The sequence below is a fragment of the Shewanella sp. 125m-7 genome (assembly GCF_052977045.1).
Genome location: NZ_JBRILQ010000008.1, coordinates 17687 through 34746 on the forward strand (window position 1 = coordinate 17687; position 17060 = coordinate 34746).

Below are 17060 nucleotides of genomic sequence, written 5' to 3' on the forward strand. Positions count from 1 at the left end.
GCAAGGCTAACTCATGAATACAAGTGCAAACGCATTGATAACGGTTCTTTTGTTGCTGGCATAGCTAGCAGGGGCTTTACGATAGGCTTTCAATCCTTGTTCGATATCTGCTGTTGTGTCGGCACAAAAAAGCCCTAACAAGTAGGGCTTTGATTAAGTAATTAATGTGTTTCTAGATTAGATGCATTTCGCAGGTTTTGGCAGGCCAGCTATTTTGGTCGCCTGTTTAGCGGGGCCAACAGGAAACAGGGTGTAGAGATACTTTGAATTGCCTTTATCAGCGCCAAGCTTTTGACCTATGGCCTTTACAAGCACTCTAATAGCTGGACTGGTTTTAAACTCTAAATAGAATTCACGCACGAAGTTAATGACTTCCCAATGTGCGTCAGTTAACGCTATCTTTTCTTCTTCAGCAATGACAGGCGCTAACTCTGGTGTCCAATCATTTACCGACTTCAAATACCCTTGAGTATCGGTTTCAATCTGTTTTCCATTAAATTCTATCATCTTACCAACTAATAATTTTATCGTACTTAAGAGTAAGTGCTACAAACTCGCTGTAGTTTACTTGGTCAACACCTTTTACAACAGTGGCTAAGCCTCTTGCGATTAGATCTTCTTGCAAGGCTAGAGTATTAAACTCTGCGAGTTGTGCTCGCCAACTAGGCTTAAGTAAGCAGTTAACCGCGTTTGCTGACAATAAAATGCAATCGTCCTGTGTGGCGTAGCGTAAACATGTTTTAAGCGCTGAGCTTTGATCTGGAGAGTCCGTTATTTTATGTAATATCATTAGAAAACGATGACCTCATCAACATATTTTAAATGTTCTGCAATCTTGCCTGGGTTAGCTAAAGTGACACCTATACGTAGATCATCTTGCGCTAACTCAAATTCTTGCATCGACTCCTGACACACCAATACGGTATCAATGTCATATAACGGCAGCGCGCCGAGCGTTGCAATATAGTCTTTAGCGCCAATAGATTCAGGATCTTGATCTTTTAATAGCGTTAATAAACCTTCATCGGTAAATAAAAGACTCACCTCTTGTTCAAAGCTGGCACTTAATAAAGAGAGGTCCAAGCCCTCACGTCCGTGGCTTGTGCCATGGGGAGCATGCCTAAAAACAATACAAATCTTTTTCATTTCAGCTCCTAAAAACAGACCAGTCTATCAGCTGTCTCGATACCAGTAACAAGTTCACCTAAGCCACCCATAGTGAAGGGGGCTTGCATATTCCAATGGCTTTGATGATTTTCTTTGGCGTCAGATTCAGATAAAACACCACGACGAAGCGCTGCCGATACGCAATTAATTAAGTTAACGCCGTACTGCTGATGTAAATCAACCCAGGCTTGCTGTAGATCAAATTCATCACTAGCAGGGCTGTTGAGGTGATTAGTATTTAATACGCCGTCTTGGTAAAAAAAGATCTTCTCGATAGAGTGACCGTCTTCTAACGCGGCTTTAGCGAACCGGTAGGCGCTATAACTCGAAGCGCTGCTGTAAGCAGGTGAGTTAACTTGGATAATAAATTTGCTCATGATAAAAAAAATGGCCCTTTAATAGGACCATTTTAACTCAATTAAATTTAATTGGTATTAGTCATCACCGCCGATACCCATTAAATGCAGAAGGGCAACGAACAAGTTCAAGAAATCTAGGTATAACGAGATAGTCGCGCGGATATAATTGGTTTCGCCGCCATTAACGATTCGACTCGTATCGTAAAGGATGAAACCTGTCATTAACAATGCGATACCGGCATTAAGTGCCATAAACACCATTCCGTTACCTAGGAATAGGTTAACAAGCAGACCAACAACCATAATCACTAGACCCGCGATCAGGAAACCGCGCATGAAAGAAAAATCTTTCTTAGTTGTAACCGCATAACCTGAAAGGGTGATGAAGATAAGCGAGGTTAATCCCAGCGCTTGCATGATTAGCTGTGGGCCATTCGCCATGCCAGCATAATGATTAAGAATGTAACCTAACGATGCACCTTGCATACCAGTGAAGGCAAAAACCCAGAACAAACCAGCACTAGAATCAGCCTTTCTCAGGGTGACGAATAGCAAAACTAAACTACCAATCGATAAGCCTAAAGACATCATTGGACTAATCGCTAACGCCATGGCTAAACCAGCACAAACGGCAGAAAACGCCAGCGTCATAGAAAGTAGCATGTACGTATTCTTAAGCAGCTTATTTACCTCTACGGTAGTACTGCTATACGCGGTTTGTTGTGTCATATCTTTCATATCTTTCTCCGAAGACAAATTTCCAAGCTATTTATTTGAACATGAGATAAACAAGGAGTTCCCTCATCATCAAAATGAGTGTCAATCGCTCGTTAAGTTATTGAATCATACAGTAGCCAAATCAAGGTATAAAGCGCTTAACCGATAAATTGCTATTAAGTTAAGCTTAGTTAATCTAACCAATCTTTATGAAGCTTTTCTGTATCGCCTAAATAATCGAGTACCCAAGCCATTGCTGGAGACTTATTGGTGGTATTCCACGCTAAACAACAGGGGCTGGTTTTATTTGGTCGCTCGAGCTGTTTCTCAATCAGTGAACCGGTTTTAATAAAAGGAAAAGCAAAGTGGGCAGGCATATAACCCACGCCAAGCCCTTCTCTAAAACAATTAATGGCTCTGATCCAATCAGGTACCACCAGACGGCGTTGATTTTCGAGTAGCCAGGTCATTCTTTTAGGGATTTCTCGAGAGGTATCTTCTAGACAGATGGATGGATATTGTCTGAGCTCGTCATCGGTTAACGGCCTGTCAATCTCGGCAAGTGGATGGTTCTTACCCACAAGGAAGCACCACTCAATTTCGCCCATGTCTCTAAAATGGTAATCACCACCGACTGGAATAGCTGTGGTGGCGCCAATGGCAATATCACTTCTACCCGTTGCAATCGACTCCCATACACCATTGAACACTTCAATCCGTATGATTAGCTCAACATTGTCAAAAGTGCGGTAGAAATCAGCAATCAGATTACTGATCTTGTCAGCGCGAACAATATTATCCAGTGCGATAGACAGTGTTGGTTGCCAACCGTTAGCCACACGAATCGTGTCAGCACGCATCGCGTCAATGTCGGTTAGAAGCGATCGTGATTGCTTGACAAAATGCTCTCCAGCAGGAGTTAGGCTAACACTTCTATGATGCCTTACAAATAACACCACACCGAGCTCTTCTTCAATTTGCTTTACGGCATAACTTACCGCTGAAGGCACTTTATGTAGCTTGTTTGCTGCGGCGGTGAAACTACCAACACGGGCAACCATATCGACAAGTTGAAGAGATTGTTCTGAAAGCATAGGTCACATCCTGCTGTGAGTTTTTTTGATAGCTAATGTGAAAAATAAACGTTTCACAGTGGTTTAGCAAGTGTTTACACTGCGCGACTTTAATAAATCCCGTTTTAATTTTTACAGATGAAATCTCTTATGAATGTTAAATACTATATATTCCTCACCTATCTAGCACTATTAAGCATGCTAGGTTTTATTGCAACCGACATGTATTTGCCTGCATTCAAAGCAATTGAAGACACAATGGCGGCATCGCCATCACAAGTTGCTATGTCACTAACGTTTTTTTTAGCGGGTTTAGCACTGGGCCAATTACTTTATGGGCCACTTGTTGAACGCTTTGGTAAGCGTAATTCACTCATATTTGGCTTAGTGTTATTCGCTGCTGCGAGTTTCTCGTTAGCCGTTAGCGATTCAATCTTAGTATTCAATATTTCTCGTTTTATGCAAGCGTTAGGCGCGTGTTCAGCGGGTGTAATTTGGCAAGCGATTGTCATCGAAAAATATGATGCGTCGAAAGCGCAAAATGTATTTTCTAACATTATGCCATTAGTGGCACTGTCTCCGGCTTTAGCCCCAATTTTAGGCGCATTTATTCTACAATCCATGGGCTGGGAAAGTATTTTCATTACGTTAACAGGCATGGCTGCCATGATGATTTTACTGACGGTTTGGTTTGTGCCAGCTGAAACGAAAGCGGTAAGCCATGATAAAAAAGAGATTAGCTATCTATCTATTCTAAAAAACACTAAGTACCTAGGTAACGTCGTTATCTTTGGTGCATGTTCTGGGGCGTTTTTCTCGTACCTTACCTTGTGGCCAGTCGTGATGGAGCGACATGGGTTTGATGCAACTGCAATTGGACTGAGTTTTATACCGCAAACAATTACCTTTATTTTAGGTGGTTATGCCAGCAAAATTCTAATCCGTAAAGTCGGTTCTGAGAAAACCTTAAAGGTTTTACTATCAGTATTTGGCTTATCTGCTATGTCAATTGCGGTAGTGACTATCTTGCTACAAGGGTTATCCATTTTCCCATTGCTAGCGATATTCTCGGTATTAGCGGCTTGTAGCGGCGGCATTTACCCGATTGTTGTTAATGGTGCACTGCAGGAGTTCTCTGACAATGCCGCTAAAGCGGCGGGCTTACAAAACTTCTTACAGATCAGCTTATCATTTGGCGCGTCTAGCCTAGTTGCTATCTGGGCAGCAAATGGTGAAATGGCAATTGGCTGGGGCATTATGATCTGTTCATTTATTGTATTCATTGGCTACAAGCTACGTAATTACAAGAATTGGCATGAAGTGAGCGAAGAAATAGTGATGCCAGATCCTGCACGCATCGCAATCAATCAGGATGAGAAATAACCTACTTGGTTCTTTCTTGGTCAAAGGAGTGTTTTTTTAGGATTAATTCTTTACAAGACACTTAGAGCGCTATATTATTTGCGGCGTTCGGAGAGATGGCAGAGTGGTCGAATGCACCGGTCTTGAAAACCGGCATGGGTTTATAGCCCATCTAGGGTTCAAATCCCTATCTCTCCGCCACATTTAGAAAAGCCCGTTATCGTAAGATAACGGGCTTTTTGCTATCTGAAGTTTAGCGATTGAACCCTAGGGTTTCTATTGTTTAGAACCGCTATCTCTCCGCCATATTCAAAGATTAAGCCGCTGTTTTTTACAGCGGCTTTTTCGTGCCTCACTTCTTAAAAAGTACATCACGTATTCCTTGTAAACCTTCGGCACGTTCAATTGCTTCTTTGCCTTTTTACCAAGCGATTAATAGTCAATGTGTGATCAGTTCAGTCTCTCTGGCTTTTCTATTCAAGGCGCATCGATGAGGTAATGTTCAAGGTAAACTCGATTCGATGAATACGTTCTATACCGGCATAGTGCTTTAGGGCTGAAACCGTAAACAGCATTATTGTTTTAAACGTCATGAGCGAAATTTATTTCCAGCTAACATCTTGCAGTATTCTGAATTATTTAGACATATTTTAAGAAATAAGCATATTTTTGCCGTTCAAATAATGAAAAATTGGCTAGCCCTCAAATTTTACTAATAATCATAAATCTCGCTTTGCCCCATCTAGCTTCAATGTTATAAATACACTGGAAAACCCTACACTTCTAATATTTAGGAAAGCCGTCATGATATTTTCCCAGGTTGTACTGGCCCCAGCTGATCCCATTTTAGGTTTAACAGATGCATTTAAAGCCGACGTACGCGATAACAAAGTGAATTTAGGCGTGGGCATTTACAAGAACGAATCAGGTCAGACACCTATCCTAAAATCTGTAAAATTTGCAGAAGAGAAACTATTAGCGACTGAGAAAAGTAAAAGTTACTTAGGTATGGAAGGTGTTCAAGCCTATAACGATGCCGTTCAAACGTTACTTTTTGGTGAAGTACATGACGTGGTATCTCATGGGCGTGCATTAACTGCGCAGGCACCGGGTGGTACCGGTTCTTTAAGGGTCGCTGCAGAATTTATAGTTCGTCACACAACCTCAAAAACGATTTGGGTCAGCAATCCTACTTGGGCTAACCATAACAATATCTTTACTACAGCGGGCTTACAAATTGCTGAATATCGCTATTACAAGGCGGAAACCCATGGTCTAGATTTTGAGGCTATGATGACGGATCTACAGAGCGCGAAAGCGGGCGATCTCGTCTTGCTTCACGGCTGCTGTCATAACCCAACGGGTATCGACTTAAACCTTGAGCAGTGGCAGCAAGTGGCTGACCTGTGTTTAGAGAAGTCGTTAGTCCCACTTTTCGATTTTGCTTACCAAGGTTTTGGTACAGGTGTTGAAGAAGATGCTCAAGGTTTACGTATTGTTGCCAATACCGTGCCTGAATTAATAGTTGCTAACTCTTTCTCTAAGAATTTTGGCCTTTACAATGAACGTATTGGCGCAGTTACGGTTGTGGCCTCTAATAGCGGTGAAGCGGTTAACGCGTTTAGCCAGATCAAGAGCACTATTCGCGCGTCATATTCGAACCCTCCAGCACACGGCGCGCTAATTGTTAGCACAATTTTAGGCGATGAAACGCTGAAGCAGCTGTGGCATGATGAGTTGAAAGAGATGCGTGAGCGTATTGCTGAAATGCGTAGCTTATTCGTCGAGTCACTAAAAGCGGCTGGTGTTGAGCAAAACTTTGACTTTATTTCTCGTCAAAACGGCATGTTTAGCTTCTCAGGATTAAACAAAGAGCAAGTTAATCGTTTAAGAGAAGAGTTTGCTGTTTATATCGTAGGTTCTGGTCGCATTAGCGTAGCTGGCATGACTAAGAGCAATATGCCTATTATTTGTGAGGCAATTGCTAAGGTTATTTAATCTAGCGATTACCCCACTCAAATAGCATAGAGTAGGCTCTGAGCCTGACAAAATTTAAATGCGCGTTAGTGTTCCCACTACGCGCATTTTTATGCTTAATAAGCCTGTTGTCGCAAGTATAAACGCAATAGCCTCGTCCCTTTAACACCGCCTTAGCAAGGGTTATCGCTAAAACAGCAACAATAAAAGTCCGTATGTGGCTTATTTTTTTGGTTCTACATAGGGATAAATATGTCCGGGAATCAATCGATGGTAAAGCAATGCTAATACCACAATACCTAGGGTACCGATTAAAATAGGATGAAGTAAAAAAGTCCAACTTGTATGCCCACCAAGCATAATAAGCAGCGGGTTTCCCCCTGCCGGTGGATGGGTAACATCAAAAAGTAACATGAAAAACAGGCCGAACCCGACTGCTAGCCCTAATGTTAACGCCGTAACAGGTAGATAGTTGACAAAGACAAGTCCTACCGTTGCGGTAATGATATGGCCCAATATGACATTTTTAGGCTGTGCTAATGGGCTGCGGTGTACCCCAAAAATAAGTACCATCGTCGCCCCAAAAGGGGCTATCAGCACATAGGGCGAGTCCATTCCCATATCGATTGCTGCCAGAGTCCATATACAAAGAGCTGCGCCTAATGCAGAAACAGTCGCTTTAACTAATCTATTTTCTTTAAAAGAGTGGCGATAGGTGTTTTCATCGTGACAAGGTGCCATTAATTATCCATATCAGTAACTATTTAGTCTGGCTAGAGGTGACTAATTGGTCAAGTAATGGACAGTGAAGGGCTGAGCTGTCAAATGCAGATAATAACTTACATTGTAATGACGAAATTCAAATATTGTATTATTAAATAGAAGCTTACTGACCAGGTTTTACGGCCTTTCTAATGCGATGTTTACGTTAATTAAATCAAACAATAATCCATCGCATTTTGTCAGTAACCCATAAAAAAGCGCTTGGCTGATCCTCGTTAATATCTGGTCAACTCTCAACTGGTACTTGACTATGTTGTCATTACCTTAACATCGTGACTAACCATCAAAGATAGTGCATCAGCTAGCGCGCGTTTATCGTGTAAACCAATATGATGTGAGCTACGAAGCGGATAGTAACTTATATTATCTTCTTGGTAAGCACGGTCCGCGTTACACAGAACCTTATCGATAATCTTTAGCCCTAATACCTGATGACACCAATTGATCTTGTGACTTAAGCTGCAATAAGCAATGGGTGACGGCTCATCGGTCAGGTTATCTATTAAGATCACCTCTGCTTTTGATTGTGCAAGCGCGTTGGCTATTTTGGGCAGCAACAATGGCGGCATGATACTCGTTAGAAAGCTACCAGGGCCTAAAATAATTAATTCAGCCTCTCGAATAGCTTCACAAGCTTCACTGGTCGCTTGAACCTGTGGGTCGAGGGACAAAGCAATCGGGGCATCTTGCATTCTATCGACATTCATTTCACCAAAAACACTCGTTCCACAGGCCTGAAGCGCAACTAAGTGGGTCGGCTCTTCTGACATTGGGATTAAGCGCGTATCAATATTTAGAAAGTTGCGGACTAAATTAACTGCGTCAAGCGGGCGGACACATAGCTCATCAAGGGCCATAAGCATCAGATTACCAAGATTATGGCCAGACAATTCGCTATCACCACCGAAGCGGTATTCAAACATTAAGGAGCCGACAGAAGGGCGTTTCGCCAATTGAGTCAAACAGTTACGCAAGTCGCCCCACGCTATGCAATCTTGCCCAGCTCTTAAGCGCCCCGTTGAACCACCATTATCTGTGGTTGCAACTATCCCTGTGAGCCTAGGCCCTAAAAAAGAAAGAGCAGATAACACTTGCCCTAAACCATGCCCGCCACCTATGGCTACCACATGGTTATATTGATTCAACCCATTGTGTTTCATTGTTGGGGTCTCCTTCCTGAATACCCAAAGTATTATAAAGACGCGAGAATTATAACTGAGAACTCAAAATTATTCGCGATGTATTATCAGTTAAACCTAGCATATAATAGCCGCAATTAATCAACGTATTTAGTCGATTGAGTTTGATAAAGGAAAACGAGTGAAGACAGGTAAAGTAGGGTTGTTTACCATAGCATTAGGGCTTGTAATAGCACTGATCTTATTGGTGAGATTGGTATTCGTTCCAGTCACTGAAAATGAAGTTACATCATTAGGCAAAGCCGTTAAAAATGCAGAAACGGCAAGCGCTGTACCGGATTTCGCGGCTATAGCCGATGTTAAAGAGAAAAAACTTACATTTTTTGCATTTCTCAAACCATCTATTAAGCATCAAAATGCGATTATTCAAGACGAACGTGACTTTCTTGTCGCTATTCGAAATCAAATTGTTAATCACAAAGAGCTTACCGAAGCTGACGAATTTAGACTGCAGCAGATCTCTGAAAAGTATCAATATACGCTTAGAAGTTTAACCATTGCTAATATCGATACTTTGTTAGTTCGTGTGGATGTCATCCCTGAAGAGATGGTGTTAATTCAAGCAGCCAATGAAACGGGTTGGGGAACATCACGCTTTGCTCGCGAAGGACTAAACTTTTTCGGTCAATGGTGTTTCAGAAAGGGCTGCGGCTTAGTGCCACAATCGAGAACCCAAGGCTTGTCCCATGAAGTTGCGCTATTTAAAACAGTAGAAGACTCCGTAGCTTCTTATATGCGTAACCTTAACTCAAATGCGGCTTACTCTTTATTACGCTCGATTAGAGCAGATCTTCGTACACAAAATAAAACGCCTAGCGCACAAGATTTAGTCTACGGGCTCATTAATTACTCCGAACGTCAAGAAGCTTATATTGATGAGCTACTTGAAATGTTACGTCAAAACCAACGATTTTTAGTGGATAACAATGAAAAAACAACTGCTGTTTAGCTGTATTTTACTTGGGCTGACTACGACTGCCCACGCTGCGCCGATTTCACTTGAGTATCAGAGCTTTTATCAACGTTTAAAGCAAGTTAATAAAGGGAATTATCAATTAGTTGAATTAGCATTTTCTGTTTCAAAAGCTAATGGTTGCAAGGTTAAAAGTGGCACTATCACAACAGAAAAAGATTCTTTTCCTGTAACGATAACTAAAGATCAGCGTTTATTTTTGCCTTATGATGCTCAGCTAAAATCAGATCGGGCATTGATTAACCTTGATGTTGAGGATGGTGATGCACAGTCTTGCGCAATTGCTATGCAGGTTAGGGCAAAAAATACTAAAAAAGCATACGACCAAGCAGAGCTTAAGCAAATTGCCGAAGAGATGAACGCACTCTTAAGCCGTATGCAAGGCTTCCCTATGCGATTATTAGCATCAGACATCGCTGGCCTAAACTTCGAGTTTGGTGACGATGCAACGCTGACTATCGATAATAAAGTCATTCCCGTTACCGGGACTTATCGTTTGCAAATGAGTGAATTAGATAAGTTGACCACGCTTGAGTCCTCAGTTGCCCCTAAGGTTATCAGCCCTTGGACATCTAAGTAACTTTATTACGATCTCGCTAAAAAATGATGTCCCAACAAAAAGCCCTGCAATGCAGGGCTTTTTAGTTAGAAATGAGTCTGGCTGTTACTCTGGCGTGTAGGTGCTGACCACATCAATACGAGTGGCGGCATCGAGATTAATATGGCCATTGTTGGCCACATCTACAAAATCAAACGCAGGTAAGTCAGATTCAGCAACATCACCGCGCATTGGCGCATCTGGATCGCGAGTCAATGACAAGAAGTCAAATTTTTCACGATCAACACCTTGAGAGGGGGATGTATTTTGCATCGCGGTAAAGATAGTTTCAATACGACCAGGATGTTCTTTATCCCACTGCACTAGCATGTCTTTTACGGCTGCGCGCTTTAGGTTTTCTTGAGAACCACACAGGTTACAAGGAATGATTGGAAAACCCTTTAAACCAGCATATTCAGCAATGTCTTTTTCGCGACTATAAGCCAAAGGACGGATCACCATATTTGCACCGTCATCAGACAGTAGCTTTGGTGGCATAGCTTTCATCTTGCCAGCAAAGAACATGTTTAAGAATAGAGTCTCAATGATGTCGTCTCTATGATGGCCAAGTGCAATCTTGGTCGCACCAATTTTTTGAGCGAAGCCATAAAGCGTACCCCGACGCAGACGAGAGCAAAGAGAGCAGGTCGTTTTTCCTTCCGGGATCTTATCCTTAACGATTGAATAAGTGTCTTTTTCCAAGATATGGTAAGCAACACCTAAGGTATCTAGGTACGCAGGCAAAATATCTTCAGGGAAACCTGGCTGCTTTTGATCTAAGTTAACCGCAACAATTTCAAATTTGATAGGAGCGCGTTGCTGAAGATTCAACAAGATATCAAGCATGGCATAACTATCTTTACCACCAGATAGGCAACACATGACGCGGTCACCTTCTTCAATCATGTTGTAATCACCTATGGCACGGCCAACTTCACTGCGTAAACGTTTCTGCAGTTTTGACATGCGGGTGACTTGTTCTGGAGTTAATTCTTCGGACATAAAAAAACGCGCCTAGTACACAAATGTTCAGGGCGCGTATTATTCCAGCTTAAAGGCTTTTGGTAAAGCTTAGAAAGCGGTTATACCTCTTCTAATGGCGATTTATAGCCGTCAGGCTTAATTGCGAGTAGGTCGCAGTTGATGCTATCGATAACATGCTCGGCTGTGTTACCGATTAATGCTGCCGAAAGGCCCGTACGGCCAACGGTCCCAAGAATGACTAACTCAGCGTCTAAAGCGGTAGCCAAATCAGGGATAACATCTTCTGGTAGCCCTTCTTTAACGTGGCAATTATCTGGTGAGATCTCATAAGCATTGGCGATATAACTTATCCGCGCTTCATGCTGTAATTTTATTGTTTCACTATAGGTATAAGCATCAAAGTCTGGCAGTTCGATAGCTAAATTGACTGGTGTACCTGGATACGCATTAACTAAATGAACTTGCGCTTCAAACTGCTTGGCAAGCTTTTTAGCGTGAGTGATAATTTTGCCATTAAGCGAATCATTATCGTCATCTTCTGCGCTCACGTTAATGGCGCAAAGAATTTTTCCGGCTACAGGCCAATCTTGCGCTTTAACCAGTAATACTGGGATTGGTGCTTTACGCAGCAAGTGCCAATCTGTCGGCGTAAAAATAACAGATTTTAGCTTATCGTGCTCATGAGTACCTTTAACGATAAGATCATACTTGCCTTCAATGGCGTGCTTAATAATGCTTTCGAAAGGGCGGTTATGCCAAATAACATCTAAGTCAATGGTTAAGCCGTCTTTACGGTAAGGTTTGACAACATCTTCAAGCCAAGCTTTGCGTTGATTGACAACACCTTCGCGCATTGATTCACGCTCTTGGCCAGAAAGAATCGAGGTCATCTCGTAAGAAAAGTCGAAAATGGATAAAAATACGGTGATTACCGCTTGGCTTTCTGAGGCGAGTTCAACGGCTCTAGCAAGAGCCGTTTGTTTATCTGTCGTTGGGTCGACAACCACAAGGAGTTTTTGATAATCCATCATAACTGTTTCCTTATCTAAATATCGTCTAGTTTCATCTTGCACGAGCGGGATGATTTAGTATTGTTTTAGATCAAGTGATTGTCTAAAAAATACTATCTCGCAATATTACTGTTACCTGACAATTCACTCAATGCATCTATATCTAATATCGTAATATATTTGCCTTTAACTTCAATTAGTTCCGCTTTTTGGAATCGACCAAGTAAACGACTAATTGTTTCAACCGTAAGCCCAAGGTAATTACCTATGTCGCCGCGAGTCATGGTTAATCTGAACTCTCTTGGTGAGAAGCCGCGACTGCCAAAGCGTTTAGCTAAGTTACTAATAAAAGCGGCAAGTCTTTCTTCAGCATTTTTCTTGCTTAGCAGTAAAATCATCTCTTGATCGCTTTGAATTTCGTTACTCATTAAGCGCATGACTTGCTGTCTAAGCTTAGGCATCTTGCCAGTTAGTTCATCGAGAGTGGTGTAGGGGATTTCACAAACCATTGATGTCTCTAGCGCCTGTGCAAAGCTCTGGTGAATTTGTGAATGAATACCGTCAAAACCGATAACGTCGCCAGCAAGATGAAAGCCGGTGATCTGCTCATCGCCTTGCTCTGTGATGGTATAGCTCTTAATTGTGCCAGAGCGAATTGCAAATAAAGACTTTAGCGGGTCGCCAGATTTGAAAATCGGGTCACCTTTTTGGATAGGCTTTTTACGTTCGATGATTTCATCAAGTTGATCTAACTCATTTGAGTTTAGCGTGAACGGAATACAAAGTGTACCCATGCTGCAATCATGACAATGAATCGCGCATCCAGATGCCATTTGACGACGATTCTTGTTGTTATCTGCTGACATTGTCTCTCTCAATTTTGACTATTCATCTACTATGTTAAACTAATTTGATATTTGGAGCTAGCTAAGCTGGCCAATAGCAATGTACAAGGTCTGGACTCCAAACGCCATTAAGGCAAATCCGCTTATAATTCGAACAGATTTTTTTTGTACCCAACGGCCAAATGTACTGGCAGCAATGCCAGCGCTTAACAAGGCTGGTAATGTCCCTACGCCAAAGGCAAGCATAATTAACGCACCGTCAATTGCGTTACCAGCAGCAACAGACCAGGTCAACATGCTATAAACCAGCCCACAGGGTAACCATCCCCAAAGACTGCCGGCGATAAATGCATGTCGCTTGTTTTTGATAGGAATAAATTTGTTAGCAATAGGCGAGATATATTGCCATAACCACTTACCTAGGCGTTCAATCTGCACGATGCCGGCCCAGATTTGAGCAATGTAGAGGCCAGTAATAATCATCATCAATCCCGCAAACAAACGCAGGACTAGCAAATAAGTATCGACATCAAATAATAAGCCAAGCGCACTGGTACTTGCTCCGACAAACGCGCCAGCGAGGGTGTAACTGATGATCCGGCCACTGTTGTAGCTAAGCAGGTAACCCAATTGCGCCACGAGCTTATTGCCCGTTTGTTGCTTAGGCAGGTTTGCAGATAGTGCGCCGACTAGCCCGCCGCACATACCAATACAGTGACCGGCTCCCATTACGCCAACGAGCAATGCACCAATCAAGCTGTAATCATTCACTCTTTTTCGCTCTTGGTTTGTGTGTTGTTGCTTTCTGTGCTGCTTTTTTCAGTGGCTGTGGCAGTAGAGCTTGAGTTATCGCTTTGCGCTTTATCATCTTCAAACAGTATGGATACGCTTTGCTTCTCGAGATCATCAAATTGATCAGACTTTACTGCCCAAAAGAAGACCCCGACAGCGACCAATACAAAAAGCATGGCGATAGGGATCAGGACATAAATAATACTCATAAACGAACCTTAAGTAGTCTTAGGCTATTACTGACAACAATGAGCGAGCTCGCTGACATGCCTATTGCTGCAATGTATGGTGCGACATGGCCACTCACGGCCAACGGGATTATAAACAGGTTATAACCTAGGGCCCAGAATAAATTCTGCTTAATGATCCGTCCGGTTAACTTTGCCACTTTAACTGCATCGGCAAATCGAGATAGGTTATCGCCTAACAAGATAATATCAGCACTGTTTTTAGAAATCGCAGCGCCACTGCCCATCGCAATAGATAAGTTTGCGCCTGCGAGTACTGGCGCATCGTTAATACCATCACCAAACATGGCCACTTGGCCTTGCTGCTGAAATGTGTTGATTAATGCCAGTTTATCCTTTGGCGAAAGCCCTTTGTGCACATCATCAATGCCAAGCCTTTTGCCTAATGCAGCAACTTCTGTCGAGTTGTCACCACTAGCAATACTGAGTTTGCAGCCCATTTGCTTAAGTTGCGCTACCGCTTTAGCGGTATCAGGCCTAACTTCATCATTCAACGTGACCTTAGCTTGAATAACGCCATCACAACTTAACCAAACCGTTGTCGCACTCTCTATATTATCGGTGCCATTAACAAATTGCTGACTGCCCACTTTAAACGTCTGGCCATTTATCACTCCTGACAGACCATTACCAACCACACTTAGTCTTTGTGTCACGCTAATAGACTTATCGATATGAGCTGTAAACGCTTTGGCAATAGGGTGCAAGGAGCCAGATTCTAATGCCGCAATGTAACCAAGTGCTTTGGCCTTTGATATATCGCCGGTTAGCTCTACATCGCTAATCGATAATGAACCTAAAGTCAGCGTGCCCGTCTTATCGAAAACAACATGCTGAATTTTAGGTAGTTTTTCAAAAATACCCGAGCGACGAGTAATGATCCCAAGGCGGGTCATAATCGCTGTACCACAGGTCACAGCGGTTGGCGTTGCTAAAGCAAGGGCGCAAGGGCAGGTTGCGACTAATACCGATAAAGTGATCCAAAAAGCGTCTTCCGGTGAATAGAAGTACCAAAACAGATAGGTCAATGTGGCAATCAGTAAAATAGCCGCGGTAAAATAATTAGAGAATCGATCTGCGTATAAAGCGACTTTGGGTTTATTGTTGGATGCTATCTCTTGCAGACGAATAATTTCAGCAACTAACTGATCTTGCCCAAGCGCAGTCACTCTAACTAATATCGGCTGCTCAATGTTAATGGTGCCAGCAAACACCTCTGACTCAAGTGCTTTATGTAGCGGCATTTGCTCACCCGTTAACATGGCTTCATTTACCGCAGACTCGCCTTCAACAACAACACCGTCAGCAGCAATAACGTCACCCGGCTTAACTAAAATGATATCGCCAATAACCAACCGTTTAGCCGGTACTTCATCAAAACCTTCGTCAGTTTTTAACTGTGCAGTTAATGGCACTAATTTATGCAAATTACTGGAGCTCACCGAGGCTTTTTGACGGGCATTTTGCTCAAAGAAGCGTCCCAGCAACAAGAAGAAGGTAAACATGGATACCGACTCAAAGTACACTTCGCCGGTACCATTGATGGTTTCAATGCAGCTTGCGATATAAGCGCCGCAAATGGCGATACTCACAGACACATCCATGTTTAATCTGCCCATCAGCAACGAGCGGACGGCACTAAAGTAAAATGGTTGAGCAGAATAAAACACTACAGGGGCGGCAAACAACATACTGACCCAACGGAAGTAGTCACGATATTCAGTATCAAGATCGGAAAAATAGCCAGAATAAAGGGCGAGAGCAAACATCATCACTTGCATGGTTGCGAAACCCGCAAGGCCGAGTCTTAATAAGAATTTGCGACTGTCTTTCTTACTTTTAGTTTCTTGTTCGTCGACTTGAAACGGCGCCGCTTGATAGCCTATTAGGCTTATTTGATTGAGGATTTCGCTGAGTTTGATTTTGTCACTGTCCCACGCGATCAAAGCACGCTGCGTGGTTGAGTTAACTTGAATTTTAGCGATGCCGTTAAGCTTATTAATCTTATGTTCAATCAGCCAAGCACAGGCAGCGCAGGTGATCCCATCAACCGTTAACGAGACTTCATTTAACGCATCTCTTTGTTGAATAAAGTCTTGCTGCACTTCTGGTAAGTCATAAGCACTGAAGTTAGATAACTCTTCAGGCACTAACGCTGTTTGCTTATTACCAGGCTCTGTACGGAACTTATAGTAATTGGTGAGTCCAGCATCGATAATCGCTTGCGACACCGCTTGGCAGCCAGGGCAGCACATGAGCTGCTCCACATCGTTAATGGGGGTTGTAAATTGCTGACCAGTTAGCACTGGTTCGCTACAATGAAAGCAGCTTGCTTGACTCATGGGATGTTATTCTTTTTGTAAGTATTTAAAGAACCCGCAGCTGATGCTAGCGGGTTAGGGCATAAACCAATTAGTTTAGCCAGTATTGCTGATCGTCTTTTAACGTGACACGCTGCTGAATGCGCCAAGTTTGATCATAGCCTTCAATTCTGACGTCCCAAGGGCCTTCAATATTCTGAGTTAAATCAATTCGATATACGCCATTGGCATCAGCGGTAACAATTTGCGAGAAATCTCGATCTTCAAGAGTGGGGTGATAAAAGCTAATACTTAACCCCGCAAGGTACTTATCGCCACCTTGTTGAGAGAGCTCAACGTATTTGTCATCAAACTCTAGCATGTAGTTCATGCCAAGCTGCTTAGCATGCTTTATTTTTCGAAGGTCAATATTAATGCCTTTACCTTCTTTATAGTATTCTTCGGTAACCAATGGGTCTTGGTTGTTAAAAGCAACCCAAAATAAATTGATACTTGCGACCACGGCACATAATGGCAATATGATAAGAAACCAAGGCCAGAACTGTTTATACCAGGGTTGTGGAGTCGACATTATTTACCGCCTTTACTTATTAGAATAGTTGTTAAATGCTGGGAAAAAAGAACGCATATTTTACCCAAAAAACTGTGATTT

General features: G+C 42.5%; 19 protein-coding genes and 1 tRNA gene. 5 read left to right on the forward strand and 15 right to left on the reverse strand.

All coding sequences use genetic code 11. From position 1 onward, the window contains the following. Nucleotides 1-177: 177 nt before the first annotated feature. The 6 genes from ACVBIL_RS05570 to punR form a co-directional block, all read right to left on the reverse strand. Nucleotides 178-507 (reverse strand): TusE/DsrC/DsvC family sulfur relay protein, encoded by a 330-nt coding sequence (locus ACVBIL_RS05570; protein ID WP_447165995.1) that lies wholly within the window; start codon nucleotides 505-507, stop codon nucleotides 178-180. A gap of 1 nt (nucleotide 508) precedes the next feature. Continuing rightward, nucleotides 509-790 (reverse strand): sulfurtransferase complex subunit TusB, encoded by a 282-nt coding sequence (gene tusB / locus ACVBIL_RS05575; protein ID WP_447165996.1) that lies wholly within the window; start codon nucleotides 788-790, stop codon nucleotides 509-511. Beyond that, nucleotides 790-1146, reverse strand: a complete 357-nt coding sequence (tusC, locus tag ACVBIL_RS05580) for a sulfurtransferase complex subunit TusC (RefSeq protein WP_447165997.1) — start codon at nucleotides 1144-1146, stop codon at nucleotides 790-792. The genes tusB and tusC overlap by 1 nt, the downstream gene beginning before the upstream one ends. A gap of 8 nt (nucleotides 1147-1154) precedes the next feature. Next, entirely contained in the window at nucleotides 1155-1544 is a 390-nt protein-coding gene (gene tusD, locus ACVBIL_RS05585; protein WP_447165998.1) for a sulfurtransferase complex subunit TusD, read from the reverse strand. A gap of 57 nt (nucleotides 1545-1601) precedes the next feature. Further along, entirely contained in the window at nucleotides 1602-2255 is a 654-nt protein-coding gene (locus ACVBIL_RS05590) for a Bax inhibitor-1/YccA family protein (RefSeq protein ID WP_447166104.1), read from the reverse strand. A gap of 179 nt (nucleotides 2256-2434) precedes the next feature. Then, complete coding sequence (punR, locus tag ACVBIL_RS05595) at nucleotides 2435-3337, reverse strand: DNA-binding transcriptional activator PunR (RefSeq protein WP_447165999.1); 903 nt, start codon at nucleotides 3335-3337, stop codon at nucleotides 2435-2437. A 117-nt stretch (nucleotides 3338-3454) separates the two neighbouring features. On the opposite strand from punR, the gene punC reads away from it, so the two are divergent. The 3 genes from punC (at nucleotide 3455) to ACVBIL_RS05610 (ending at nucleotide 6676) form a co-directional block, all read left to right on the forward strand. After that, a complete protein-coding gene (punC, locus tag ACVBIL_RS05600; protein ID WP_447166000.1) occupies nucleotides 3455-4699 on the forward strand; it encodes a purine nucleoside transporter PunC in 1245 nt (414 codons plus the stop codon). 89 nt (nucleotides 4700-4788) lie between these two features. Then, nucleotides 4789-4879, forward strand: a tRNA-Ser gene (locus ACVBIL_RS05605). A 603-nt stretch (nucleotides 4880-5482) separates the two neighbouring features. Then, a complete protein-coding gene (locus ACVBIL_RS05610; RefSeq protein ID WP_447166001.1) occupies nucleotides 5483-6676 on the forward strand; it encodes an amino acid aminotransferase in 1194 nt (397 codons plus the stop codon). Nucleotides 6677-6877: 201 nt separating this feature from the next. Here ACVBIL_RS05610 and ACVBIL_RS05615 read toward each other — a convergent pair whose 3' ends face one another. Beyond that, nucleotides 6878-7396, reverse strand: coding sequence for an HPP family protein (locus ACVBIL_RS05615; RefSeq protein ID WP_447166002.1), 519 nt, complete (start codon nucleotides 7394-7396; stop codon nucleotides 6878-6880). A gap of 290 nt (nucleotides 7397-7686) precedes the next feature. Next, on the reverse strand, nucleotides 7687-8598 hold the full coding sequence (yvcK, locus tag ACVBIL_RS05620; RefSeq protein WP_447166003.1) for a uridine diphosphate-N-acetylglucosamine-binding protein YvcK: 912 nt from the start codon (nucleotides 8596-8598) through the stop codon (nucleotides 7687-7689). Between the two features lie 160 nt (nucleotides 8599-8758). On the opposite strand from yvcK, the gene ACVBIL_RS05625 reads away from it, so the two are divergent. Together ACVBIL_RS05625 and ACVBIL_RS05630 are read left to right on the forward strand one after the other, a co-directional pair. After that, a complete protein-coding gene (locus tag ACVBIL_RS05625) occupies nucleotides 8759-9586 on the forward strand; it encodes a glucosaminidase domain-containing protein (RefSeq protein WP_447166004.1) in 828 nt (275 codons plus the stop codon). After that, a complete protein-coding gene (locus ACVBIL_RS05630; RefSeq protein ID WP_447166005.1) occupies nucleotides 9564-10190 on the forward strand; it encodes a DUF2987 domain-containing protein in 627 nt (208 codons plus the stop codon). Before ACVBIL_RS05625 ends, ACVBIL_RS05630 begins: the two co-directional genes overlap by 23 nt. A gap of 84 nt (nucleotides 10191-10274) precedes the next feature. Here the strand turns inward: ACVBIL_RS05630 and ttcA are convergent, their stop codons facing one another. From ttcA to ACVBIL_RS05665, 7 genes are all read right to left on the reverse strand, one after another. Further along, nucleotides 10275-11210, reverse strand: coding sequence for a tRNA 2-thiocytidine(32) synthetase TtcA (gene ttcA / locus ACVBIL_RS05635; RefSeq protein WP_447166006.1), 936 nt, complete (start codon nucleotides 11208-11210; stop codon nucleotides 10275-10277). An 80-nt stretch (nucleotides 11211-11290) separates the two neighbouring features. Next, the gene (gene uspE / locus ACVBIL_RS05640; protein WP_447166007.1) at nucleotides 11291-12223 is read right to left on the reverse strand and encodes a universal stress protein UspE; all 933 of its coding nucleotides are present in this window, start codon (nucleotides 12221-12223) and stop codon (nucleotides 11291-11293) included. A gap of 92 nt (nucleotides 12224-12315) precedes the next feature. Further along, complete coding sequence (gene etrA / locus ACVBIL_RS05645) at nucleotides 12316-13068, reverse strand: electron transport transcriptional regulator EtrA (RefSeq protein ID WP_447166008.1); 753 nt, start codon at nucleotides 13066-13068, stop codon at nucleotides 12316-12318. 57 nt (nucleotides 13069-13125) lie between these two features. Next, nucleotides 13126-13818, reverse strand: coding sequence for a sulfite exporter TauE/SafE family protein (locus ACVBIL_RS05650; protein ID WP_447166009.1), 693 nt, complete (start codon nucleotides 13816-13818; stop codon nucleotides 13126-13128). Further along, nucleotides 13815-14048, reverse strand: a complete 234-nt coding sequence (ccoS, locus tag ACVBIL_RS05655; protein ID WP_447166010.1) for a cbb3-type cytochrome oxidase assembly protein CcoS — start codon at nucleotides 14046-14048, stop codon at nucleotides 13815-13817. Before ccoS ends, ACVBIL_RS05650 begins: the two co-directional genes overlap by 4 nt. Continuing rightward, nucleotides 14045-16429 (reverse strand): heavy metal translocating P-type ATPase, encoded by a 2385-nt coding sequence (locus ACVBIL_RS05660; RefSeq protein ID WP_447166011.1) that lies wholly within the window; start codon nucleotides 16427-16429, stop codon nucleotides 14045-14047. Before ACVBIL_RS05660 ends, ccoS begins: the two co-directional genes overlap by 4 nt. Before the next feature lie 70 nt (nucleotides 16430-16499). Further along, a complete protein-coding gene (locus ACVBIL_RS05665) occupies nucleotides 16500-16979 on the reverse strand; it encodes a FixH family protein (protein ID WP_447166012.1) in 480 nt (159 codons plus the stop codon). Nucleotides 16980-17060 lie beyond the last annotated feature (81 nt).